Source organism: Luteibacter yeojuensis (genome assembly GCF_000964085.1).
Taxonomy (GTDB): Bacteria; Pseudomonadota; Gammaproteobacteria; order Xanthomonadales; family Rhodanobacteraceae; genus Luteibacter; species Luteibacter yeojuensis_A.
Map to the genome: position 1 here is coordinate 39926 of NZ_JZRB01000011.1, position 16936 is coordinate 56861.

At 68.6% G+C, this 16936-nt stretch carries 18 protein-coding genes and 1 pseudogene; 11 read left to right on the forward strand and 8 right to left on the reverse strand.

The window, feature by feature from the left end:
* Nucleotides 1-173: 173 nt before the first annotated feature.
* The gene (locus VI08_RS05840; protein ID WP_084621292.1) at nt 174-1121 is read left to right on the forward strand and encodes an RluA family pseudouridine synthase; all 948 of its coding nucleotides are present in this window, start codon (nt 174-176) and stop codon (nt 1119-1121) included.
* 33 nt (nt 1122-1154) lie between these two features.
* Here the strand turns inward: VI08_RS05840 and VI08_RS05845 are convergent, their stop codons facing one another.
* Both VI08_RS05845 and VI08_RS05850 read right to left on the reverse strand, forming a co-directional pair.
* Nucleotides 1155-2552, reverse strand: a complete 1398-nt coding sequence (locus VI08_RS05845) for a CPBP family glutamic-type intramembrane protease (protein WP_045828619.1) — start codon at nt 2550-2552, stop codon at nt 1155-1157.
* A gap of 1 nt (nt 2553) precedes the next feature.
* Nucleotides 2554-2895, reverse strand: a complete 342-nt coding sequence (locus VI08_RS05850; RefSeq protein ID WP_045828620.1) for a 4a-hydroxytetrahydrobiopterin dehydratase — start codon at nt 2893-2895, stop codon at nt 2554-2556.
* Between the two features lie 144 nt (nt 2896-3039).
* Here VI08_RS05850 and VI08_RS05855 point away from each other — a divergent pair, with 144 nt between their 5' ends.
* Nucleotides 3040-3633, forward strand: coding sequence for an NfuA family Fe-S biogenesis protein (locus VI08_RS05855; protein ID WP_045828621.1), 594 nt, complete (start codon nt 3040-3042; stop codon nt 3631-3633).
* 71 nt (nt 3634-3704) lie between these two features.
* Here the strand turns inward: VI08_RS05855 and VI08_RS05860 are convergent, their stop codons facing one another.
* From VI08_RS05860 to VI08_RS05885, 6 genes are all read right to left on the reverse strand, one after another.
* Nucleotides 3705-4055, reverse strand: a complete 351-nt coding sequence (locus VI08_RS05860) for a c-type cytochrome (protein WP_045828622.1) — start codon at nt 4053-4055, stop codon at nt 3705-3707.
* Nucleotides 4056-4072: 17 nt separating this feature from the next.
* Nucleotides 4073-4408 (reverse strand): c-type cytochrome, encoded by a 336-nt coding sequence (locus VI08_RS05865; RefSeq protein WP_084621293.1) that lies wholly within the window; start codon nt 4406-4408, stop codon nt 4073-4075.
* A gap of 155 nt (nt 4409-4563) precedes the next feature.
* Nucleotides 4564-5799, reverse strand: a complete 1236-nt coding sequence (locus VI08_RS05870) for a TraB/GumN family protein (protein WP_045828624.1) — start codon at nt 5797-5799, stop codon at nt 4564-4566.
* 21 nt (nt 5800-5820) lie between these two features.
* A complete protein-coding gene (locus VI08_RS05875) occupies nt 5821-6711 on the reverse strand; it encodes a carbon-nitrogen hydrolase (RefSeq protein WP_045828625.1) in 891 nt (296 codons plus the stop codon).
* 18 nt (nt 6712-6729) lie between these two features.
* Nucleotides 6730-7767: an agmatine deiminase family protein gene (locus VI08_RS05880; RefSeq protein WP_045828662.1), complete on the reverse strand. Its 1038-nt coding sequence runs from the start codon at nt 7765-7767 to the stop codon at nt 6730-6732.
* Between the two features lie 66 nt (nt 7768-7833).
* Nucleotides 7834-8175, reverse strand: coding sequence for a hypothetical protein (locus VI08_RS05885; RefSeq protein WP_045828626.1), 342 nt, complete (start codon nt 8173-8175; stop codon nt 7834-7836).
* A gap of 176 nt (nt 8176-8351) precedes the next feature.
* Between VI08_RS05885 and VI08_RS05890 the strand changes: the two genes are divergently transcribed.
* The 9 genes and pseudogenes from VI08_RS05890 (at nt 8352) to VI08_RS05930 (ending at nt 16890) form a co-directional block, all read left to right on the forward strand.
* Nucleotides 8352-10241 (forward strand): ABC-F family ATP-binding cassette domain-containing protein, encoded by a 1890-nt coding sequence (locus VI08_RS05890; RefSeq protein ID WP_045828627.1) that lies wholly within the window; start codon nt 8352-8354, stop codon nt 10239-10241.
* 4 nt (nt 10242-10245) lie between these two features.
* A complete protein-coding gene (locus VI08_RS05895) occupies nt 10246-11187 on the forward strand; it encodes a hypothetical protein (protein WP_052697711.1) in 942 nt (313 codons plus the stop codon).
* The gene (gene recJ / locus VI08_RS05900) at nt 11184-12890 is read left to right on the forward strand and encodes a single-stranded-DNA-specific exonuclease RecJ (protein WP_045828628.1); all 1707 of its coding nucleotides are present in this window, start codon (nt 11184-11186) and stop codon (nt 12888-12890) included. The genes VI08_RS05895 and recJ overlap by 4 nt, the downstream gene beginning before the upstream one ends.
* Nucleotides 12891-12902: 12 nt before the next feature.
* Nucleotides 12903-13409 (forward strand): hypothetical protein, encoded by a 507-nt coding sequence (locus tag VI08_RS05905; protein WP_045828629.1) that lies wholly within the window; start codon nt 12903-12905, stop codon nt 13407-13409.
* Nucleotides 13387-14130, forward strand: coding sequence for a hypothetical protein (locus VI08_RS21645; protein WP_157006364.1), 744 nt, complete (start codon nt 13387-13389; stop codon nt 14128-14130). The genes VI08_RS05905 and VI08_RS21645 overlap by 23 nt, the downstream gene beginning before the upstream one ends.
* A gap of 11 nt (nt 14131-14141) precedes the next feature.
* Nucleotides 14142-15017: a bestrophin family protein gene (locus VI08_RS05915; RefSeq protein WP_045828631.1), complete on the forward strand. Its 876-nt coding sequence runs from the start codon at nt 14142-14144 to the stop codon at nt 15015-15017.
* A gap of 87 nt (nt 15018-15104) precedes the next feature.
* Nucleotides 15105-15452 carry a hypothetical protein gene (locus tag VI08_RS05920; protein WP_045828632.1) on the forward strand — a complete coding sequence of 116 codons (348 nt, stop codon included), beginning with the start codon at nt 15105-15107 and terminating at the stop codon, nt 15450-15452.
* A 74-nt stretch (nt 15453-15526) separates the two neighbouring features.
* Nucleotides 15527-15889, forward strand: coding sequence for a hypothetical protein (locus tag VI08_RS05925; RefSeq protein ID WP_045828633.1), 363 nt, complete (start codon nt 15527-15529; stop codon nt 15887-15889).
* A 32-nt stretch (nt 15890-15921) separates the two neighbouring features.
* A pseudogene (locus VI08_RS05930) lies at nt 15922-16890 on the forward strand (multidrug resistance efflux transporter family protein).
* The last annotated feature ends 46 nt before the right edge of the window (nt 16891-16936 follow it).

The following is a 16936-nucleotide window of genomic DNA, read 5'->3' on the forward strand; positions in this document are numbered from 1 at the left end:
AACCGGACAACTGCAACCCGAACCATTACGATATGGGGTGTCTTCCACCTCCCGACCCCTCGGACGGGATAGCGTGAACTCGCCTTACGCGACGGAACCGGCACCCCGCGAGAGATAAGTCTTCAGCGGAGCCTGACGCTCGCCGAGTATCCTATCAATTTCGAGTTTTATCAATGCAGACGGCAACTTCCCTCGACGGCGGCCAAGGTGTGCGGCTGGTCGAAATCGGCCCCGAGAGGGACGGCCAGCGCGTGGACAACGCCCTGATGACCCTGTGCAAGGGCGTGCCCAAGAGCCTGGTCTACCGCATCCTGAGAACGGGCCAGGTCCGCATCAATGGCAAGCGGGCCAAGCCGGATACGCGCCTGGCCGCCGGCGACATGCTGCGCATCCCGCCCATCCGCATGGCCGAGAAGGAAGAAGGGGCCGCGCCGACGGGCATGGTCAAGGCCGTTACCGATGCCATTATCTTTGAAGACAAGCACTTCCTCGTCATCGATAAGCCGGTTGGCATCGCCGCCCATGGCGGCAGCGGGGTCAGCCATGGCGCCATCGAGCTGATCCGCGCGGCCCGCCCCAATGAGCATATCGAGCTGGTGCACCGCCTCGACCGCGATACCAGCGGCGTCCTCGTGCTTTCCAAGAGCCGGGCCGGCCTCACGGGCCTGCAGGCGCTCATCCGCGACAACCAGGTGGTGAAGCAGTACCTCTGCCTCATGACCGGCACGCCCCGGAAGGCCAAGTTCGATGTGAATGCCCCTTTGCTGAAGTCGGTGATGCATGGCGGCGAGCGCATGGTGCGGGTCGATGACGCAGGCAAGCCCTCGCTCACGTTCTTCCAGGAAGTGGAGCAGTACCCCGGCAGCCGCCTGATGCGGGCCACCCTGGGCACCGGCCGCACCCACCAGATCCGCGTCCACGCGCAGTACATCGGCCACCCGCTGGCGGGTGACCCGAAATACGGCGACCCGGAGGCCAACAAGCGCTTCCGCGCCAAGGGCCTGAAACGGATGTTCCTGCACGCCGCACGCATGAGCTTCGACCTGGACGGCCGCAACTACGACTTTTCCGTCCCGTTGCCCGACGATCTGAAGCTTTTCCTGGACAATCTGCGCGCCTGAGGCACACTCTCTCCCACAGGGGTCTCTTGGCCCTCAGGACAGGAACCGCGCGCTGACCTCCAGGCTGCGCAGCACCGCGCCGGCCACGCAGGCCTGCAGGATGACGGCCGCCCCGGCGTGCGCCACCGCCACCGGCAACAGGGCGCGCTGGTGCAGGTACCACCATGCCCAGCCCAGCTCGGCCACGAAACACAGCTGCATCAGCAGGCCGTTGGGGGTGTGGAGCAGGGCGAAGGCCAGTGCCGTGAGCAGTACGGCGGCCGGGCGAGGCAGGGCCCTGGCCAGCAGGCCGGCCACCACCGCCAGCATCAGCCACTGCTGGAAAAAGGCCCACCCTATATAAAGGAGCGCCCGTGCCGCCGACGGCCACGCCGGCGCATGCCCGGCCACGGCGGCGACGCCGATGGCCACCGGCACGGCCAGCAAGGGCCAGCCAGCCATGCGCCAGCCGCCCCGCCAGTGCCAGCGTGGCAGGGCTCGAACCCACGTGAGGAACACGGCGTAAGCGATTCCGCCCGCGAACATCGCGATAGCAGCGGGGTTCGCGTTTGGCCCAAGGCCCAGCCCCGCGATGAACCAGACCGGGCCGCCCACGACAAGGGCCGCGTTGGTCAGATCGCCTGATGGGGAACGCTCGTCGCGCTGGCGTCGTGCCGCCGCCATACCACCCACCAGCAGGCCGGCGTAAACGGCCACCGGCACCCAGTCGACCCACGTGGGGCTGCCCGGGGCAGGCGGTGCGGCGTTCCCGAAGGTGGCCAGGGGGTCCAGTAGGCGTTGCCTGTCCCGCCATCGAAGCAGCCCTTCGGCGGCAAGGCCGGAAGGGATCGGCTTGCCGGTGTCGGGCATCGGCCCCCCGGCGCGGGCCAGGCCCGCCCCGCGGAGCGTGAACCCCGCACCCGGCGGGAGCGTGAAGGCGAGCCGCAGCATCGCGGCCCGCGACGGGGCCGGCACCGCGGCCCCGGATGCGTCATGCCAGTGGAGCTTGCCCAGGTGCACCGGGGCGGCGAGCGTGGGCACGTCGGCACGGAGCAGCGGCGCGGTGAGCTCGGTTCGGACGGCGACCGAGAACGCACCCTGCGCAGTGGACGCGTCCACCCGGAGCAGGTCCAGCCGCGCGAGGTCGGCCTGGCGGGTGAGCGGGAAGCCCACCTCCCCATGGCCGGTGCCGTGGGCGGTGATCCGCAGCCCATCCGCGGCGGCCGCGGCGGTGGCATCACCGAAGGCCTTGCCAGCGACGATGTCGTCCGGGCCGCGGAAGCGCCACGACCACGGCGATGCGCCCGCGGCGTACGCGGCGCGATCGGAAGCGCCCGCGGCGGCGATGGCCCCGCGCGTGACCTGGGCGGCCAGCAACGGCAGCAGGAAGAACGCGGCAAGGGCCAGGGCGGCCACCGCCAGCGCGACGAGGCGTTCGCGGCGCGTCGGCACGTCAGCGGTCGAGCAGGGCCTCGACGCGCGCGGCGCAGATGAAATCGTTGAGCGAGAGGCCGCCCACGTCGTGGGTGGACCAGAGCACCTGGCAGTGGCCATAGCCAGCTTCCAGGTCGGGGTGGTGGTCTTCCTGGTTGGCCATGAAGCCCACCGCGTTGATGAAGCCGAGCGTGTGGTGGAAATCCTTAAACGGGAAATCCTTCACGATGGCCTTGCCATCGGCGCTCAGCGTCCAGCCCGGCAGGCCCTTGAGATGGCCGTCGACGGCGGCGCGGTCGAGCGCGTGTTCGGCGCCCTTGCGCGGCTGGCAGTGCTGGGTGGCGAGGGGGGAGAGCGACATGGCGGGGCGTCCATCCGGGGAAAAGTGGGAAGCGTCCGTGGTCGCGGTTGAATTGTCAAAAGGGCGCGCCCACCTCGAAACCGTACTAAAATGGTCTTGTTTCCGGCGCATCCCCACGCTGGCCCGTCTTTCCGGAGCTCCTCCATGATCGATATCTCGGAACGCGCCCAGGCGCATTTCCAGCGCCTCATCGCCCAGCAGGGCGAGGAAGGCCTCGGCGTGCGCCTGCGCGTGGTGGCCGCCGGCACGCCCGCCGCGCAGTGCGAGCTGGAGTTCTGCGCCACCACCGAGCTCACGGGCGATGAGTGGACCATCGAGTGCCAGGGCTTCAACCTGTATGTCGACGGCGAGAGCATGCCGTGGCTGGATCCGGCCAACATCGACTACGAGGTCACGCCAACGGGTAGCCAGCTCAACATCCGCGCGCCGCGCATCAAGGGCGAGGCCCCGGGCGAGGGCGCCGGCGTGGTCGAACGGGTGAAATACGTGCTCGAGACGGAAATCGCGCCTGGCATCGCCTCGCACGGCGGCCGCATCTCGCTGGTCGAGGTCACGGCCGCGGGCGTGGTGGTGCTGCGCTTCGGTGGTGGCTGCCACGGCTGTGGCATGGTCGACGTCACCCTGAAGAACGGCGTGGAGAAGACGCTGCGCGAGCGCGTGCCCGAGGTCACCGAGGTGCGCGACGTCACCGACCACGCGACGGGCGAGAAACCCTATTTCGAGCGGAAAGCCGGATAAGAGCTTGCTGTCGTTTTGTGGGAGCGCGCTTGCGCGCGATCGCGCGCAAGCGCGCTCCCACATGGCCTGCTTTAGTCGCCCTGCACGTGGCCTTCGAGGCCGCTGAGCTTCGTCGGCATGGTGTGGAAGTAGGCCGAGATGTCTTCGATGTCCTGGTCGGAGAGCGTGGCGACGAAGCCCTTCATGATGGCGTTGTCGCGCTTGCCGCTCTTGTATTCGTGCAGGGCCTGCGACAGGTAATCGGCGTACTGGCCCGCCAGGCGGGGGTATTGCGGGTCGACCGAATTGCCGTCCTTGCCGTGGCACGACACGCAGGTGGCGACCTTCTTGGCGCCCGCGGCCGGGTCACCGGCGGCGATGGACTGGGTAGCGGTCAGCGCCAGGGCGGCGCCGATGAGAGTCAGGGTGAACCCACGGATCATCATGCGTCCTCGGCGGCTTACTTGGCGAGACTGGAGAGGTAGGCGGCGATGTCGGCGATGTCTTTATCCGACAGGCTGGCGGCCTGGGCCCCCATGGTGGGGTGCGTGCGGCCCGTGCCAGGCGCCTTGAAGCCCTTCTGGTAGTCCTTCAGCGCGTTGACGATGTACTGCTCGTTCTGGCCGGCGATGTGCGGCACGTGGTACGACGGGTAGACATTGGAATAACCGGGAACGCCGTGGCAACCCTGGCAGGTGTACACGAGCTGGCGGCCCCTGTTCTTGTCCCCTTCGGCATGCGCCGTGGTGGCGCACATGGCTACAGCGATCAGACCGTACAGATACAGACGCTTCATCAATGGTTCCCTGGGTACCGGGCGGGGCCGGGGGTGAAAGCAGCCGTTGGAGTATAGAGGCGGGTTCCAGCGTGCGACAACCGGGTAGCACTGGGCGGGGGTATCGCGCGCAAGCGCGCTCCCACAGGGGAGCGGGCACACTGAAGCGGGGCGGGTTACAGAAGCGAGCGGATGATGTGGATGCCGGCGATGTATTCGCCCGCGATGGTGCCGATGCACACCAGGAAGAAGTTGAGCAGCGTGCGCGCCACGCGGTTCTTCCACCAGCCGGTCCAGTGGGTGATGTCATCGCGCAGCTGCTCGAAGTCCACCACGCGCGGCTTGCGGATCCATGCCTCGACCATGGCGCTGACGGCGCCGGAGGGAATGCCAGGGCGGAACGGCTTGACCGGCCCGGCCACGAACGCGGCGACGATGCTGAGCGGGTGCGCGCCCGCGATGAGCGCGCCCAGTGCCGAAAGGCCGCCCGTGAGCAGCACCCAGTTAAGCAGCGCATCCTTGCCGAGGCTGGGGTTGCGGTAGAACGCGTAGCCGATGACGGCGAAGATCGCCAGCACGATGCCGACGGCCAGCACCTTGGGCCACTTCGCCGCGGGCGGCGTCACGGCCAGGTCGTCGGCGAGCGGGCCGGGCGCACCGTGCTGGTGGCCCAGCTCATGGCTCATGCCCTTGAGGTGCCCTGCGCCGATCACCACCAGCACCTTGCGGCTGGGCGCGGCCGGGTCCATGCGTTCGCCATGCTCGCGCAGGCGCGCGGCCATGAATTCATCGCGCTCGGCGATCAGCGCGCGATACAGCGGCGCGGAACCCTTGGCGAAATCGCTGAAGGCACTTTCGAGCAGGTCGGCTTGCTTCAGTTTCTCGATGTCTTCTTCGGCGATGTCCTCGCGCTCGAACACGCTGCCGAGCATGCCGGCCATGAGGCCGAAGCGCTGGAAGAAGCCGACGCTGCGCCACGCCCGTTTCAGCGTGGTGCCCACCTCGCGGTCGACCAGCCACACCGGCAGCCCGCGCGCGTCCGCGCCATCCATCGCCGCCTTCATCTCCGCGCCCGGCTCGATGCCGTACTGCGCGGCCAGCCGTTTCTGGAACGAGCCGAGCACCAGGCTGGCCGCGACCATGCCGGCCTTGCCCTGGCGGATGACCTGGAAGAGGTCCATCTGCTTGAAGGCTTCCGGGTCGCGGATGCCGTGCGCGCGGCTGGCGCACAGTTCCACCGCCACCGCGTCGAAGTGCTCGGTGTCGAGCAGCGCGTTCACCGCCTCGACGCTGGCGCGCGAAACGTGCGCGGTGCCCAGGATGACGTAATCCACGCCGTCGCGACGCAGGCGTTCGATGGGCTGGCCTTCCAGGGCCGGGTGGGGCGGTGCGTCGTGCTCGGCGGGCTGCATGCGCGGCGGATGTCCTTGGGGTTAGTCGCGGTAACGCTTGGTGAGGTCGCCGTAGGCGTCGATGCGGCGGTCGCGCAGGAACGGCCAGATGCGGCGGACGTGCTCGCTGCGCTCCATGTCGATGTCGACGATGAGCAGCTCGCGGGCTTCCGTGCCCGCCTGGGCCAGGAACTCGCCCTGTGGGCCAGCGACGAAGCTGGAGCCCCAGAACTGGATGCCCGCGCCCACGCCGGAGGGGTCGGCTTCGTAGCCCGTGCGGTTGCACGACAGCAGCGGCAGGCCGTTGGCCACGGCATGGCCTCGCTGCACGGTGATCCAGGCTTCGCGCTGGCGGGCCTTCTCGTCGTCGCTGTCGTTCGGGTCCCAGCCGATGGCCGTGGGGTAGAACAGCAGGTCGGCACCGGCCAGCGCCATCAGGCGCGCGGCTTCCGGATACCACTGGTCCCAGCACACCAGCACGCCGAGCTTGCCCACCGAGGTCTCGATGGGGTCGAAGCCCAGGTCGCCCGGGGTGAAGTAGAACTTCTCGTAGAACGCCGGGTCGTCGGGGATGTGCATCTTGCGGTACTTGCCCGCGATGGTGGCCGAGCGATCGAAGACCACGGCCGTGTTGTGGTACAGGCCGGTGGCGCGCTTCTCGAAGATGGACGCCACGACGACGAGCTTGAGCTCCGCCGCCAGCTTGCCGATGCGCTCGGTGCCCGGGCCGGGGATGGTTTCGGCCAGGTCGAACTCGCCCACGCTCTCGTGCTGGCAGAAGTACGGGCCGTTGTGCAGTTCCTGCAGCAGCACGAGCTCCACGCCGGCCCTGGCCGCCTCGCGCAGGCCGGCCTCGATGGCGTCGAGGTTGGCGTCGCGGGTGCCGCGGTGGGTTTCCTGGAGGAGGGCGACCTTGAGGGTCTTGCGGGCCATGGTGTCTTTCCTTCCGGGTTACTGGGCGATAGCTGCGGGCAACTGCATGGTGATGCAATGCAGGCTGCCGTTTTGCCAGATGAGCGGGCGGCACGGCACCTGCACCACTTCGCGGCCCGGGTGGGCCAGCCCGATGATGCGGGCCGCCTCGGCGTCGGCGCGGTCGCCATAGGCCGGCACCAGCACCGCGCCGTTCACGATCAGGTAGTTCGCGTAGGACGCTGCCAGGCGGCGGCCTTCATCGAGGATCGGTTGGGCCCAGGGCAGGGGGTGCAGCGGGTACGGCTCGCCCGCCGGCGAACGCAGTTCGGCGAGTTCCGCGGCCATCTGGCCCAGTTCGGCGAAGTGCGGATCGCTGGCGTCGTCGCAGGCCTGGTAGACGATGCCGCCATCCGGGCTGAAACGCGCGAGCGTGTCGATATGGGCGTCGGTGTCGTCGCCTTCAAGGTAGCCGTGCTCGAGCCACAGCACGCGGCTGGCGTGCAGGGTGGTGGCCAGCGTATCGGTCATCGACTCGCGGCTGAGCTCCGGGTGGCGCTGGGCGAGGCACTTCCACGTGGTGAGGATGGTGCCCTGGCCGTCGCTTTCGATGCCGCCGCCCTCGAGCGCCCAGTCGATGCGCTTGTGCGGCAGGCCGCTGAGCACGCCGCGCTGGAGCAGGCCGGCGATAATGGCGTCATCCTGCTCGGCGCCGAACTTGCCGCCCCAGCCGGTGAAGCGGTAGTCGTTGAGCAGCACGCCATCGGGGCCAGTGAGCGTGATGGGGCCCGAATCGCGCAGCCAGGTGTCGTCGTAGGGCAGCTCGATGAAGTGGACGCGCGCCATGTCGGCGCCGGCTTCCTCGATGGCGAGGCGCGCGCGTTCGCGCAGCGCGGCGTCGGCCACGATGATGTGCAGCGGTTCGAAGCGGGTGACGGCGGCCGCCAGGGCCACGTAGGTGGTTTCGACCCCGGCCAGGCGATCGGCCCAGTCGGTACCGGCGTGCGGCCAGGCGATGAGGACGCCGGCCTGCGGCTCCCATTCGGCGGGGAGGCGATAGTTCGCGGTGTGGGTCATGGCGGGCTTGGGTCGCTGGGGAAGCCCGCTATTGTAGGGCTTCCCGATGACCATTGCCCGACCGGGTTATTTCGGCGACTGCGGGTTCGTGTTGTTGCCCGCCGGCGTGTTGAGCACGGCGTGGATGACGTGGCTCTTCTCGAAATAGACGATATAGCCCGGGTACATCCAGCGGTTGATGACCGGCTGCTTGTGGCTGCCGCCACCGCGGGAATCGAGCTTCTGCGTGGGCGCGCCGAACTTGCGCTCCACCTCGGCCATGCTCATGCCCTTCCTGGGCAGGTTCATGGCCTGCTCCTGCTGCACGCGCTGCATGAGCAGGGTATCGCCCGCGCGGGCGGCCGGGGCCATGGCGGTGGCGACGGCGGCCAGCGCGATCGCGGTGAAAACAGGCTTGAAGGTGTTCATGACGGCTCCGACGCGCTCCCCATGCGGCGCTGGACAGCGTTTTAACAGATCGCCCGATGCCGCGCCATGGGCGGCGGCAAAGCGCCTTCACGGTTGTGCCCCAGGTCTCGTTCGCGCGACGGGGGTGGGGCGGGGCGGCTATCATGTGCAGTCGCCTCCAGCCGCCTTGGCCCGCCATGATCTCGTTCCGCAACCTCGCCCTGCGCCGGGGCACCCGTACCCTGCTCGATAACATGGACCTCACCATCCAGACCGGGTGGAGCCTGGCGGTCATCGGCCGCAACGGCTGCGGCAAGTCCACCCTGTTCGCCGCGCTGAAGCGCGAGCTCGAGCCGGAGAAGGGCGACCTCGACATGCCGTCGAAGGTCCGCATGGCCTCGGTGGCGCAGGAAACCCCCGCGCTGCCGGATGCCGCCATCGACTACGTGCTGGGTGGCGACGTCGAGGTCGCGGCCGCGCTAAAGGCCGAGCAGGACGCCTACGATGCCGAGGACATGGAAGCCGTGGCGATGGCCCACCTGCGCATCGAGGAAGTGAACGGCTATGACGGCCGTGCCCGTGCCGGGCGCCTGCTGCACGGCCTGGGCTTCTCGCCGGAAACCCACGAACAGGCCGTGGCCTCGTTCTCGGGTGGCTGGCGCGTGCGCCTGAACCTGGCCCGCGCGCTGATGGCGCCGTCCGACCTGCTGCTGCTCGACGAGCCCACCAACCACCTCGACCTCGACGCCGTGCTGTGGCTCGAGGAATGGCTGCGCCGCTACCAGGGCACGCTGCTCATCATCTCGCACGATCGCGAATTCCTCGACGCGGTGACCACGCATACGCTGCACCTGCACGACGGCACCGCCAAGCTCTACACCGGTAATTACTCGCAGTTCGAGCGCCAGCGCGCCGAGCACCTGCGCCAGCAGCAGATCGCGCACGTGCGCGAGCAGGCCGAGCGCGCGCACCTGCAGTCGTTCATCGACCGCTTCAAGGCGAAGGCCAGCAAGGCCAAGCAGGCGCAGTCGCGCATGAAGCGCCTGGAGAAGATGAGCGGCACCGAGGCCGTCCGCGCCGAGCGCCCCTTCAGCTTCAGTTTCCCCAAGCCCGAGCGCCTGCCCACCTCCATGTTGCGCCTCGACCACGTCGACGCCGGCTACGGCGAGCGCGTGGTGCTGAACGACATCGCCTTCGGCCTCGAGGCCGGCGACCGCATCGGCCTGCTCGGCCCGAACGGCGCGGGTAAATCCACGATGGTGAAGTCCCTCGTCGGCGAGCTCGCGCCGATGAGCGGCGAGCGCCCGTTCCACAAGGACCTGCGCATCGGCTACTTCGCGCAGCACACGGTCGAAAGCCTGCACGACGGCTGGAGCGCCTTCGACCACCTGCAGGACAAGGCGCCGAACGCCGGCCAGCAGGTGCTGCGCGACTACCTCGGCACATGGAATTTCCCGGCCGACCGTGTGTTCGAACACGTCGACGCCTTCTCCGGTGGCGAGCGCGCGCGCCTGGCGCTGGCGCTCATCGCGTGGGACAAGCCGAACCTGCTGCTGCTCGACGAGCCCACCAACCATCTCGACCTCGACATGCGCGAGGCGCTGGCCGATGCGCTGTCCGATTTCGACGGCGCCCTGGTGCTGGTCTCGCATGACCGCCACCTGCTCGGCATGGTGTGCGATGAGTTCTGGCGCGTGGCCGATGGCGAAGTGGCCCCCTTCGATGGCGACCTGGACGATTACGCGAAGTGGCTGCGCACGCGCGCCACCACGCGCAAGACCGCCGCCGTCGCCTCCGCGCCGGCCGATGCGCCGGTGAAGGAAAAACCGCAGGAGAAGCGCAAGCTCACGGCGGAGGAGCGCGAGAAGGAAAAACCGTTGCGCGCGCGGGTGAAGAAGATCGAATCGCTCGTCGAGGCCATGGACAAGGAGCTCGGCGCGATCGAAACGAAGCTCGCCGACCCGGCCGTCTACGGCGGCCCCACGGCCGAGCTTGCCCGCCTGGGCCAGCGCCAGGCCGAGCTGCGTGGCGAGAAGGAATCGCTCGAGTTCGAATGGATGGAACTGCTCGAACAGATCGAGGCCTGAGCGCATGGCCCATGTCCTGAACGTGCTGCTGCCGGGCCGCGACAAGCTGTCGTTCGTCGCGGCATTCAACGCCTGGCTGGCGCGCGGTACCGCGCTGCCGTCCGCCACGCCCGGCTACCTCCACGCCTTGGCGGAGTTCTTCCGCTGGCCCGCGGGGCCGTTGCCCGCGGCGGCGCTTATCCGCCAGAGCGTGGCCGGCGACGCCGGCGACGCGCAGTGGGTGTGCGCCGACCCGGCATGGGTGCAGCCTGAGCTCAGCGGCGCGCGCCTGCTCGGTTGCGGCAACCTCGGCGTCAGCAGCGCCGATGCCGCCAGCCTGGTGGCCGCGCTGGGCGAGACATTCGCTGAAGCCGGCATGAGCCTGCACGTGGGCGACCCCCAGCACTGGCAGCTGAAGGTGCCTGGCTACATCAGCGTGCCCGCGCTGCCCGATCCGGAAGAGGCCCTGGGCGCCGACCTGTTCGAGCAACTGCCCCAGGGCGAGGACGGCCGCCGCTGGCGCGCGCTGATCAACGAAGCGCAGGTGGTGTTGCACAACCACCCCGCCAATGGCGCGCGGCGCTACGACAACCTGCCGCCCATCAACAGCGTATGGCTGTGGGGCGCCGGCACGCTCCCCGCCTGGGTCGAATGCGGCCAGTCCGGCATCTACAGCGACGACCTCCTGGTCTGGGCGCTAGGCCACAAAGCCGGCGTAGACGTCCAACACCGCGCGGCTCTTGTGGGAGCGCGCTCGCGCGCGATTCCCGCCACAGGCGGGCACCCCGCCGCAGAACTCCTGGATCTGCAAGACACCCAACCCACCGACTTCGCCCAAACCTGGTGGCCCTACCTCCTGGCCCGCCTCGAAGCCGGCACCGAACTGCGCCTGGCCTTCGCCGACGGCACCCGCACCCTGCTGCGCAAGGCCCACCGCCTGCGCTTCTGGCGCAAGGCGAAGGCATGAAGCGCTGGCGCCAGCGCGTCGCGGAGACGGCGCCCAGCGGCTGGCCCGCGCACGTTCACCCGGTGATCCAGCGCATCTATGCCGCCCGCGGCGTCTGCACGCCCGCGGGCGCGACGCACCGCCTGGCGCTTTTGCATCCGCCCGCGCTGCTCGGCGGCATGGACAAGGCGGTGGCGTTGCTCATCGACGCGATCGACCAGGGCCAGCGCATCGTCATTGCCGGTGACTACGACTGCGATGGCGCCACCGGCGCCGCCGTGGCCGAACGCGGCCTGCGCCTGCTCGGTGCCGCGCAAGTCAGCCACGTGGTGCCCAACCGTTTCGTCCACGGCTACGGCCTCAGCGAAGCGCTGGTGGCGTCGCTCGAGCCCGCGCCCGACCTCATCGTCACCGTCGACAACGGCGTGGCCAGCGTGGACGGCGTGGCCGCGGCGCATGCCCGCGGCATCCGCGTGCTGGTCACCGACCACCACCTGCCGGGCGATGCCCTGCCCGATGCCGATGCGATGGTGAACCCCAACCTCGACGGCGACGCGTTCCCGAGCAAGGCGCTCGCGGGCGTCGGTGTCATGTTCTATTTGCTGCTGGCCGTGCGCGCCGCGATGCGCGACGCCGGGCGTTTCGCCGAAGGCGCCGAGCCCGACCTCGGCGCGCTGCTGGATCTCGTCGCCCTGGGCACCGTCGCCGACCTGGTGCCGCTGGACTTCAACAACCGCGTGCTGGTCGACGCCGGCCTGAAGCGCATGCGCGCAGGCAAGGCGTGCGCGGGCATCACGGCGCTGATCGAAGCCAGCAACCGCGCCATCGCCACCATCACGGCCACTGACCTGGCCTTCGCCATCGGCCCGCGGCTGAACGCGGCGGGGCGCCTCGAAGACATGTCGCTCGGCGTGGCGTGCCTGCTCACCGACGACACCGGCATCGCGCGGCGCTACGCCGAGCAGCTCACCGCCATCAACCAGGAACGCCGCGAGATGCAGGCCGGCATGGTGGAGGAGGCCGAAGCGATGGTCGCGAAGGCGTCCTACGGCGATGCCGTGGGCGTCGCGCTGTTCGACCGTGGCTGGCACGCGGGCATCGTCGGCCTCGTGGCCTCGAAGCTGAAGGACAAGCTGCACCGCCCCGTGCTCGCCTTCGCGCCCGCGGGCGATGAGACCGACGAACTGCGCGGCTCCGCGCGTTCCATCCCCGGCTTCCACATCCGCGACGCCCTGGCCGAGATCGACGCGAAGCACCCCGGCCTCATCCTTCGCTTCGGTGGCCACGCCATGGCCGCCGGCCTCAGCATGCAGGCCAGCGAGTTCGCCCGCTTCGCCGCCATCTTCGATGCCACGGCGCGTGCCCACCTCGACGAGGAGCGCCTGCAGGCGCTGGTGCAGACCGATGGCGAACTCGACTACCGCGACCACACCCTCGACCTGGCCCGCCAGCTGCGCTTCGCCGGCCCCTGGGGCCAGGCCTTCCCGGCGCCGGTGTTCGAGAACGTGTTCGAATGCGCGTCGTGGAAGCCCATGGGCGGCAAGCACCTCCGCTTCCAGCTGCGCCACGAGCAAGGTGGGGCCCCACTCGACGCCGTGATGTTCAGCTGCTTCGACGGCACGCCGCCACCGGCACGCTTCCGCGCCGCCTACGAACTGACCGTCAACGACTGGCAGGGGCGCGAGAGCGTCCGCCTGCTGATTACCCACCTCGAGCCCATGTAGCGAGCCCCGCCCATGCACGGACGCCTTCTTTTCCTCTGCCTGGCCGCGGTGCCCTGGGGCGCCCATGGCGCCGCCAAGTGCCATGGCCGTCGCTTCGGTGACACGACGCAGCGCTTCAACGACACGACGCCACCGAACGCGGTCCTGTACGGCATGCCCGAGGGTGTGCCCCCACCGATCCACCTGGTCGCGGCGATGGGTGGCAGTTTCGGGTGCTCCACCGCATGGGCCGTCGACCTGGATACCGGCAAGGCCTGGCTGCGCGCGCGTTGCCAGAGTGCGGAGCCGTTCCGGGATTTCGTGGCATCGATGCATTGGGCCGGCGCGCGCTTCGGCAGCTTCACCGCGTTCGATGGCTCGCCTGCCCCCGAGGCGGTGATAGAAGGCACCATCGTGCTCAAGGACGGTGAAACCACGCGGACGCTTGGGCAGTACTACTACCCGCAGGCGTCGAATGCCGATGGCAAGCTGCAAACCGCGATCGTCGATGCGGTGAATGCCGCGACGACGCACGAATAGCCTCAAGGCTTGCGAACGCGGTGAGGATGATCTCACCGAGCGCGCACAACGCATGCGTGTGGATGCCGTATGCAAACCTAAACGTGCCCGGATTTATTTCGCTGGGCGGTGGTGCCTCGCGTATTCGTCTCAATCCATTGCGCTGCAACATTCTCATGCGATTTCCGCGGTGGAAATGGCGCGCGCCGAATATGAATTCAGACGGCCAAAGCGAAATCAATTCGCTGCAAAGGGTTGCAAGGCCACCCCTGCTCGTTCCAGTTTTTGTCCCGACGCAAGAAAACAAACGAACGGGCAGGCCATGTATCCAGAGTATGCAGATGCAGCGCTGCGGGAGCGATTCCGCCGGCGGATGAGAGATAACGCCATCACCGCGGCAACCGTAGTGACATGCGCGTTGGTCGCGGTGTGTTTGAACCCGCCCCATCGCCTCGATTTGTGGGTGGCCGAATTCGCCGGCACCGCCATTGTCATTGGCGCCGCGCCCCTCGTGCTTGCCCGCGTGTTCCGCGTTCGCGACGCCTCGCTGCTGCTTGGCTCCGCCGTGGTGGCCGCCTTGCTGATGGTGTCGCCGGACATGCGCGACCGCGGCATGGGGCAGGGCATGGAATCCGCGGCGCCCGTGCGCGCCGGCCAGCCGCTGCCGACGGCCTCCGATGGTTTCGGGGCCTATACGCGCGAGCACGCCGAGTCGCAGAAGCCCATTACCCATTCCCTCTAGGAGAAACGGCCATGCTCGTTCCAGGCCATGCGCATGCGAGTCATTTATGGCGATATATCAGCGGGCCGCTGATCATCCTGTTTTGCTGGGACGTGCTGGTTACCGCCGCGTGGTATTTCGGCGAATCGTCGTGGGATGGTTTCCCGGCACTGCCGGTGACGTTGTTCGGCACGGCGGTGGCCATTTATCTCAGTTTCCGCAATGCCACGGCGTATGCCCGGTGGTGGGAGGCACGCATCTTGTGGGGTGCGATGGTCAATTGCTCGCGCACGCTGGTGCGTGATGCGCGCACCTTGCTAACGGATGAAGGGCTGGCGCGCCAGATCTTCTATCGGCAGATCGCCTATGTGCATTCGTTGCGCTTCCATCTTCGCCGCCAGAAAGGCTGGGACGAACTTTCCGGCCTCCTTTCCGAATCGGAAGTCGCGTACCTGCGCACGGTGGCGAACCCGCCCAATGCCATCGCCATGGAAACGGGCGCGTTGCTGAGCGCGGCCGCGCCGGATTCGATCATCCGCGCCACCTTCGCGAAGACCCTGGCCGATATCTCGAATGCACAGGGCGGCATGGAGCGGATCAAGAACACGCCGCTGCCGCAGCAGTACGCGGTGTACCCCGTGGTGTTCACCCACATCTTCTGCGCGCTGCTACCGTTCGGCCTTGTCGAGCAGCTTGGCCTCTACACGCCGCTGGGCTCGACCGTCGCCGGCATCCTCTTCCTCGGCCTGCTGCAATCGGGCAACGACCTGCAGGATCCGTTCGAGGATGGCGTGAACGATGTGCCGATGACCGCCGTCACCCGCGGTATCGAGATCGACCTGCGCGACGGCCTGCGCGAAGACCACGAACTGCGGCCGTTCCCGATCGAGGCGGGTGTATTGAAATAAGGCGATCAAGCGCTTGCCGCAGGCTGGTGAGAAACCAGGCGCACGCTGTCCACATATCTGAGACTGGCGGCGCGTACCGTCCGCCCCATGGCCATGGTGCACTGGGTACAGATGGGGGAACGGCAATACGCGATCCTGGAAGGGACGACGCGGGCGTTCGCCCGCGTCAGCCCGCAGGGCGATCGCTGGGTGGTGCGGTGGCGGTATGGGCCCAAGGCCGGGCAGGGCATGGCGCTGAAGGGCGTCTCGCTCATGCAGCGGATGATCATGCGCTGGGCCGAGCATAACGAGGCGTCGCTGCGTAAGCGGATCCCGGCGGCGAGCAAGCCCTACGAGCCGCCCACGGCGCAGGAGCGCTACTTCTACGACGCGGTGTGGCCGGGGTACGTGCCTGCCCACCGCCGGCCGCGGCGCATGAACCGGGAAAACCACTAGCCGGCCGGGGGGAGATTGAGTCCGCGCCGGGCGGCTCCATCTATGGGGCATCCCCATCCCCTGGTATCACCCCCATGAACGCCGAACGTTTCGTTCAGGCCCTGCAGGATGCCGTGGTTCGCGACAACCTCGCGGTCTACGCGGACCTGTTCAGGATGCCGCCCGAGCACGCCGTGGACCCGCACTGGGTGCGGGCGCTGTCGCTTTTCAATACGCTGGACGACGCGGGCAAGGCCACCCTGATGGACATCGTCTGCCAGGTGATGGTCGAGACCACGGCCAACCTGCTGGGCATCGCCGACGGCTGCTGCCCGGTGGCGGGGGTGAAGGGATCGGTGGGCCTTGTCGTGGACGGGCATGCCCTGGGTGGTGAGCTGCAGGAGCTTTTCCTCGAGCTCAACGAAGCGGCTGACGAAGGCGGGTGCCGGCTGGCATAGTCGGGGTTCGTTCGTCCCCGGCAAGGCCACCCATGCGTTCCACCGCCCTGAAGGCCGTGGCGATAGCGCTGCTATCGGCGCTGTTCTTCACGTTCACCTATGTGCTCAACCGCGCCGTCGTCAGTGGCGGCGGGCATTGGCAGTGGGCGGTGATCCTGCGTTACCTGTGCACCTTGCCGCTGCTGGCCGTCGTGCTGCCGTTCCAGGGTGGCCTCGGGCGCCTGCCGTCGGAACTCCGCACGCACCCGCGCACATGGCTGGGCTGGAGTTCGGTCGGCTTCGTGCTGTTCGGCGTGCCTTTGACCTGGGCCGCGACGAGCGGGCCGTCGTGGTTGGTGGCGGGCAGCTTCCAGCTCACCGTCCTGGCCGGCCCGCTGATGGCGCCCTTCATCTACAAGGACGAGCGTGCGCGCTGGCACGGCGGGGCGCTGGCGATCGGCGCGCTGATCGTGGCGGGCGTGATGATGCTGCAGCTCGGGCATGCGCACGGGTAGCTCGATGCGTCCGCGTGGCTTGCCGTCGGCGCCGTGGCCTTCGCCGCGTTCGCATACCCGCTGGGTAACCGGAAGATCCTGCTGCATCTGGAGCGGACGGGGACGAAGCTCGGCCCCGTGCAGCGCGTCTTCGGGATGACCCTGGCGAGCTGGCCGCTATGGCTCCTGTTCGCCGTGGCGACGTGGGTGGCGATCGGGCCGCCGACGTGGCGCGAGCTTCTTCTCTCCGCCGGTACGGCGCTCTCCTCGGGCGTCATCGCCACGGTGCTGTTCTTCCACGCCACCGAACTCGTGGGACGCCAGCCCACGGCGCTGGCCGCCGTCGAGGCCATGCAGGCCGCCGAGCTGCTGTTCGCCACGGTCATCGGCATGGTCTTCCTCGGCGAAGCCTTCCCGGATGCCGTCTCGGGGCTGGGCGCCGTGGGCATCGTGCTGGGCATCGTCCTGTTCGCGTGGGTGAGCGGGCGCGAAGGCGTGCCAGAAGACGCAGGCGACCGGGGCGCTTGACGTCCTGCCCACGCCGTTTCCGCGTACGCTGCGTGCGTATACGGAG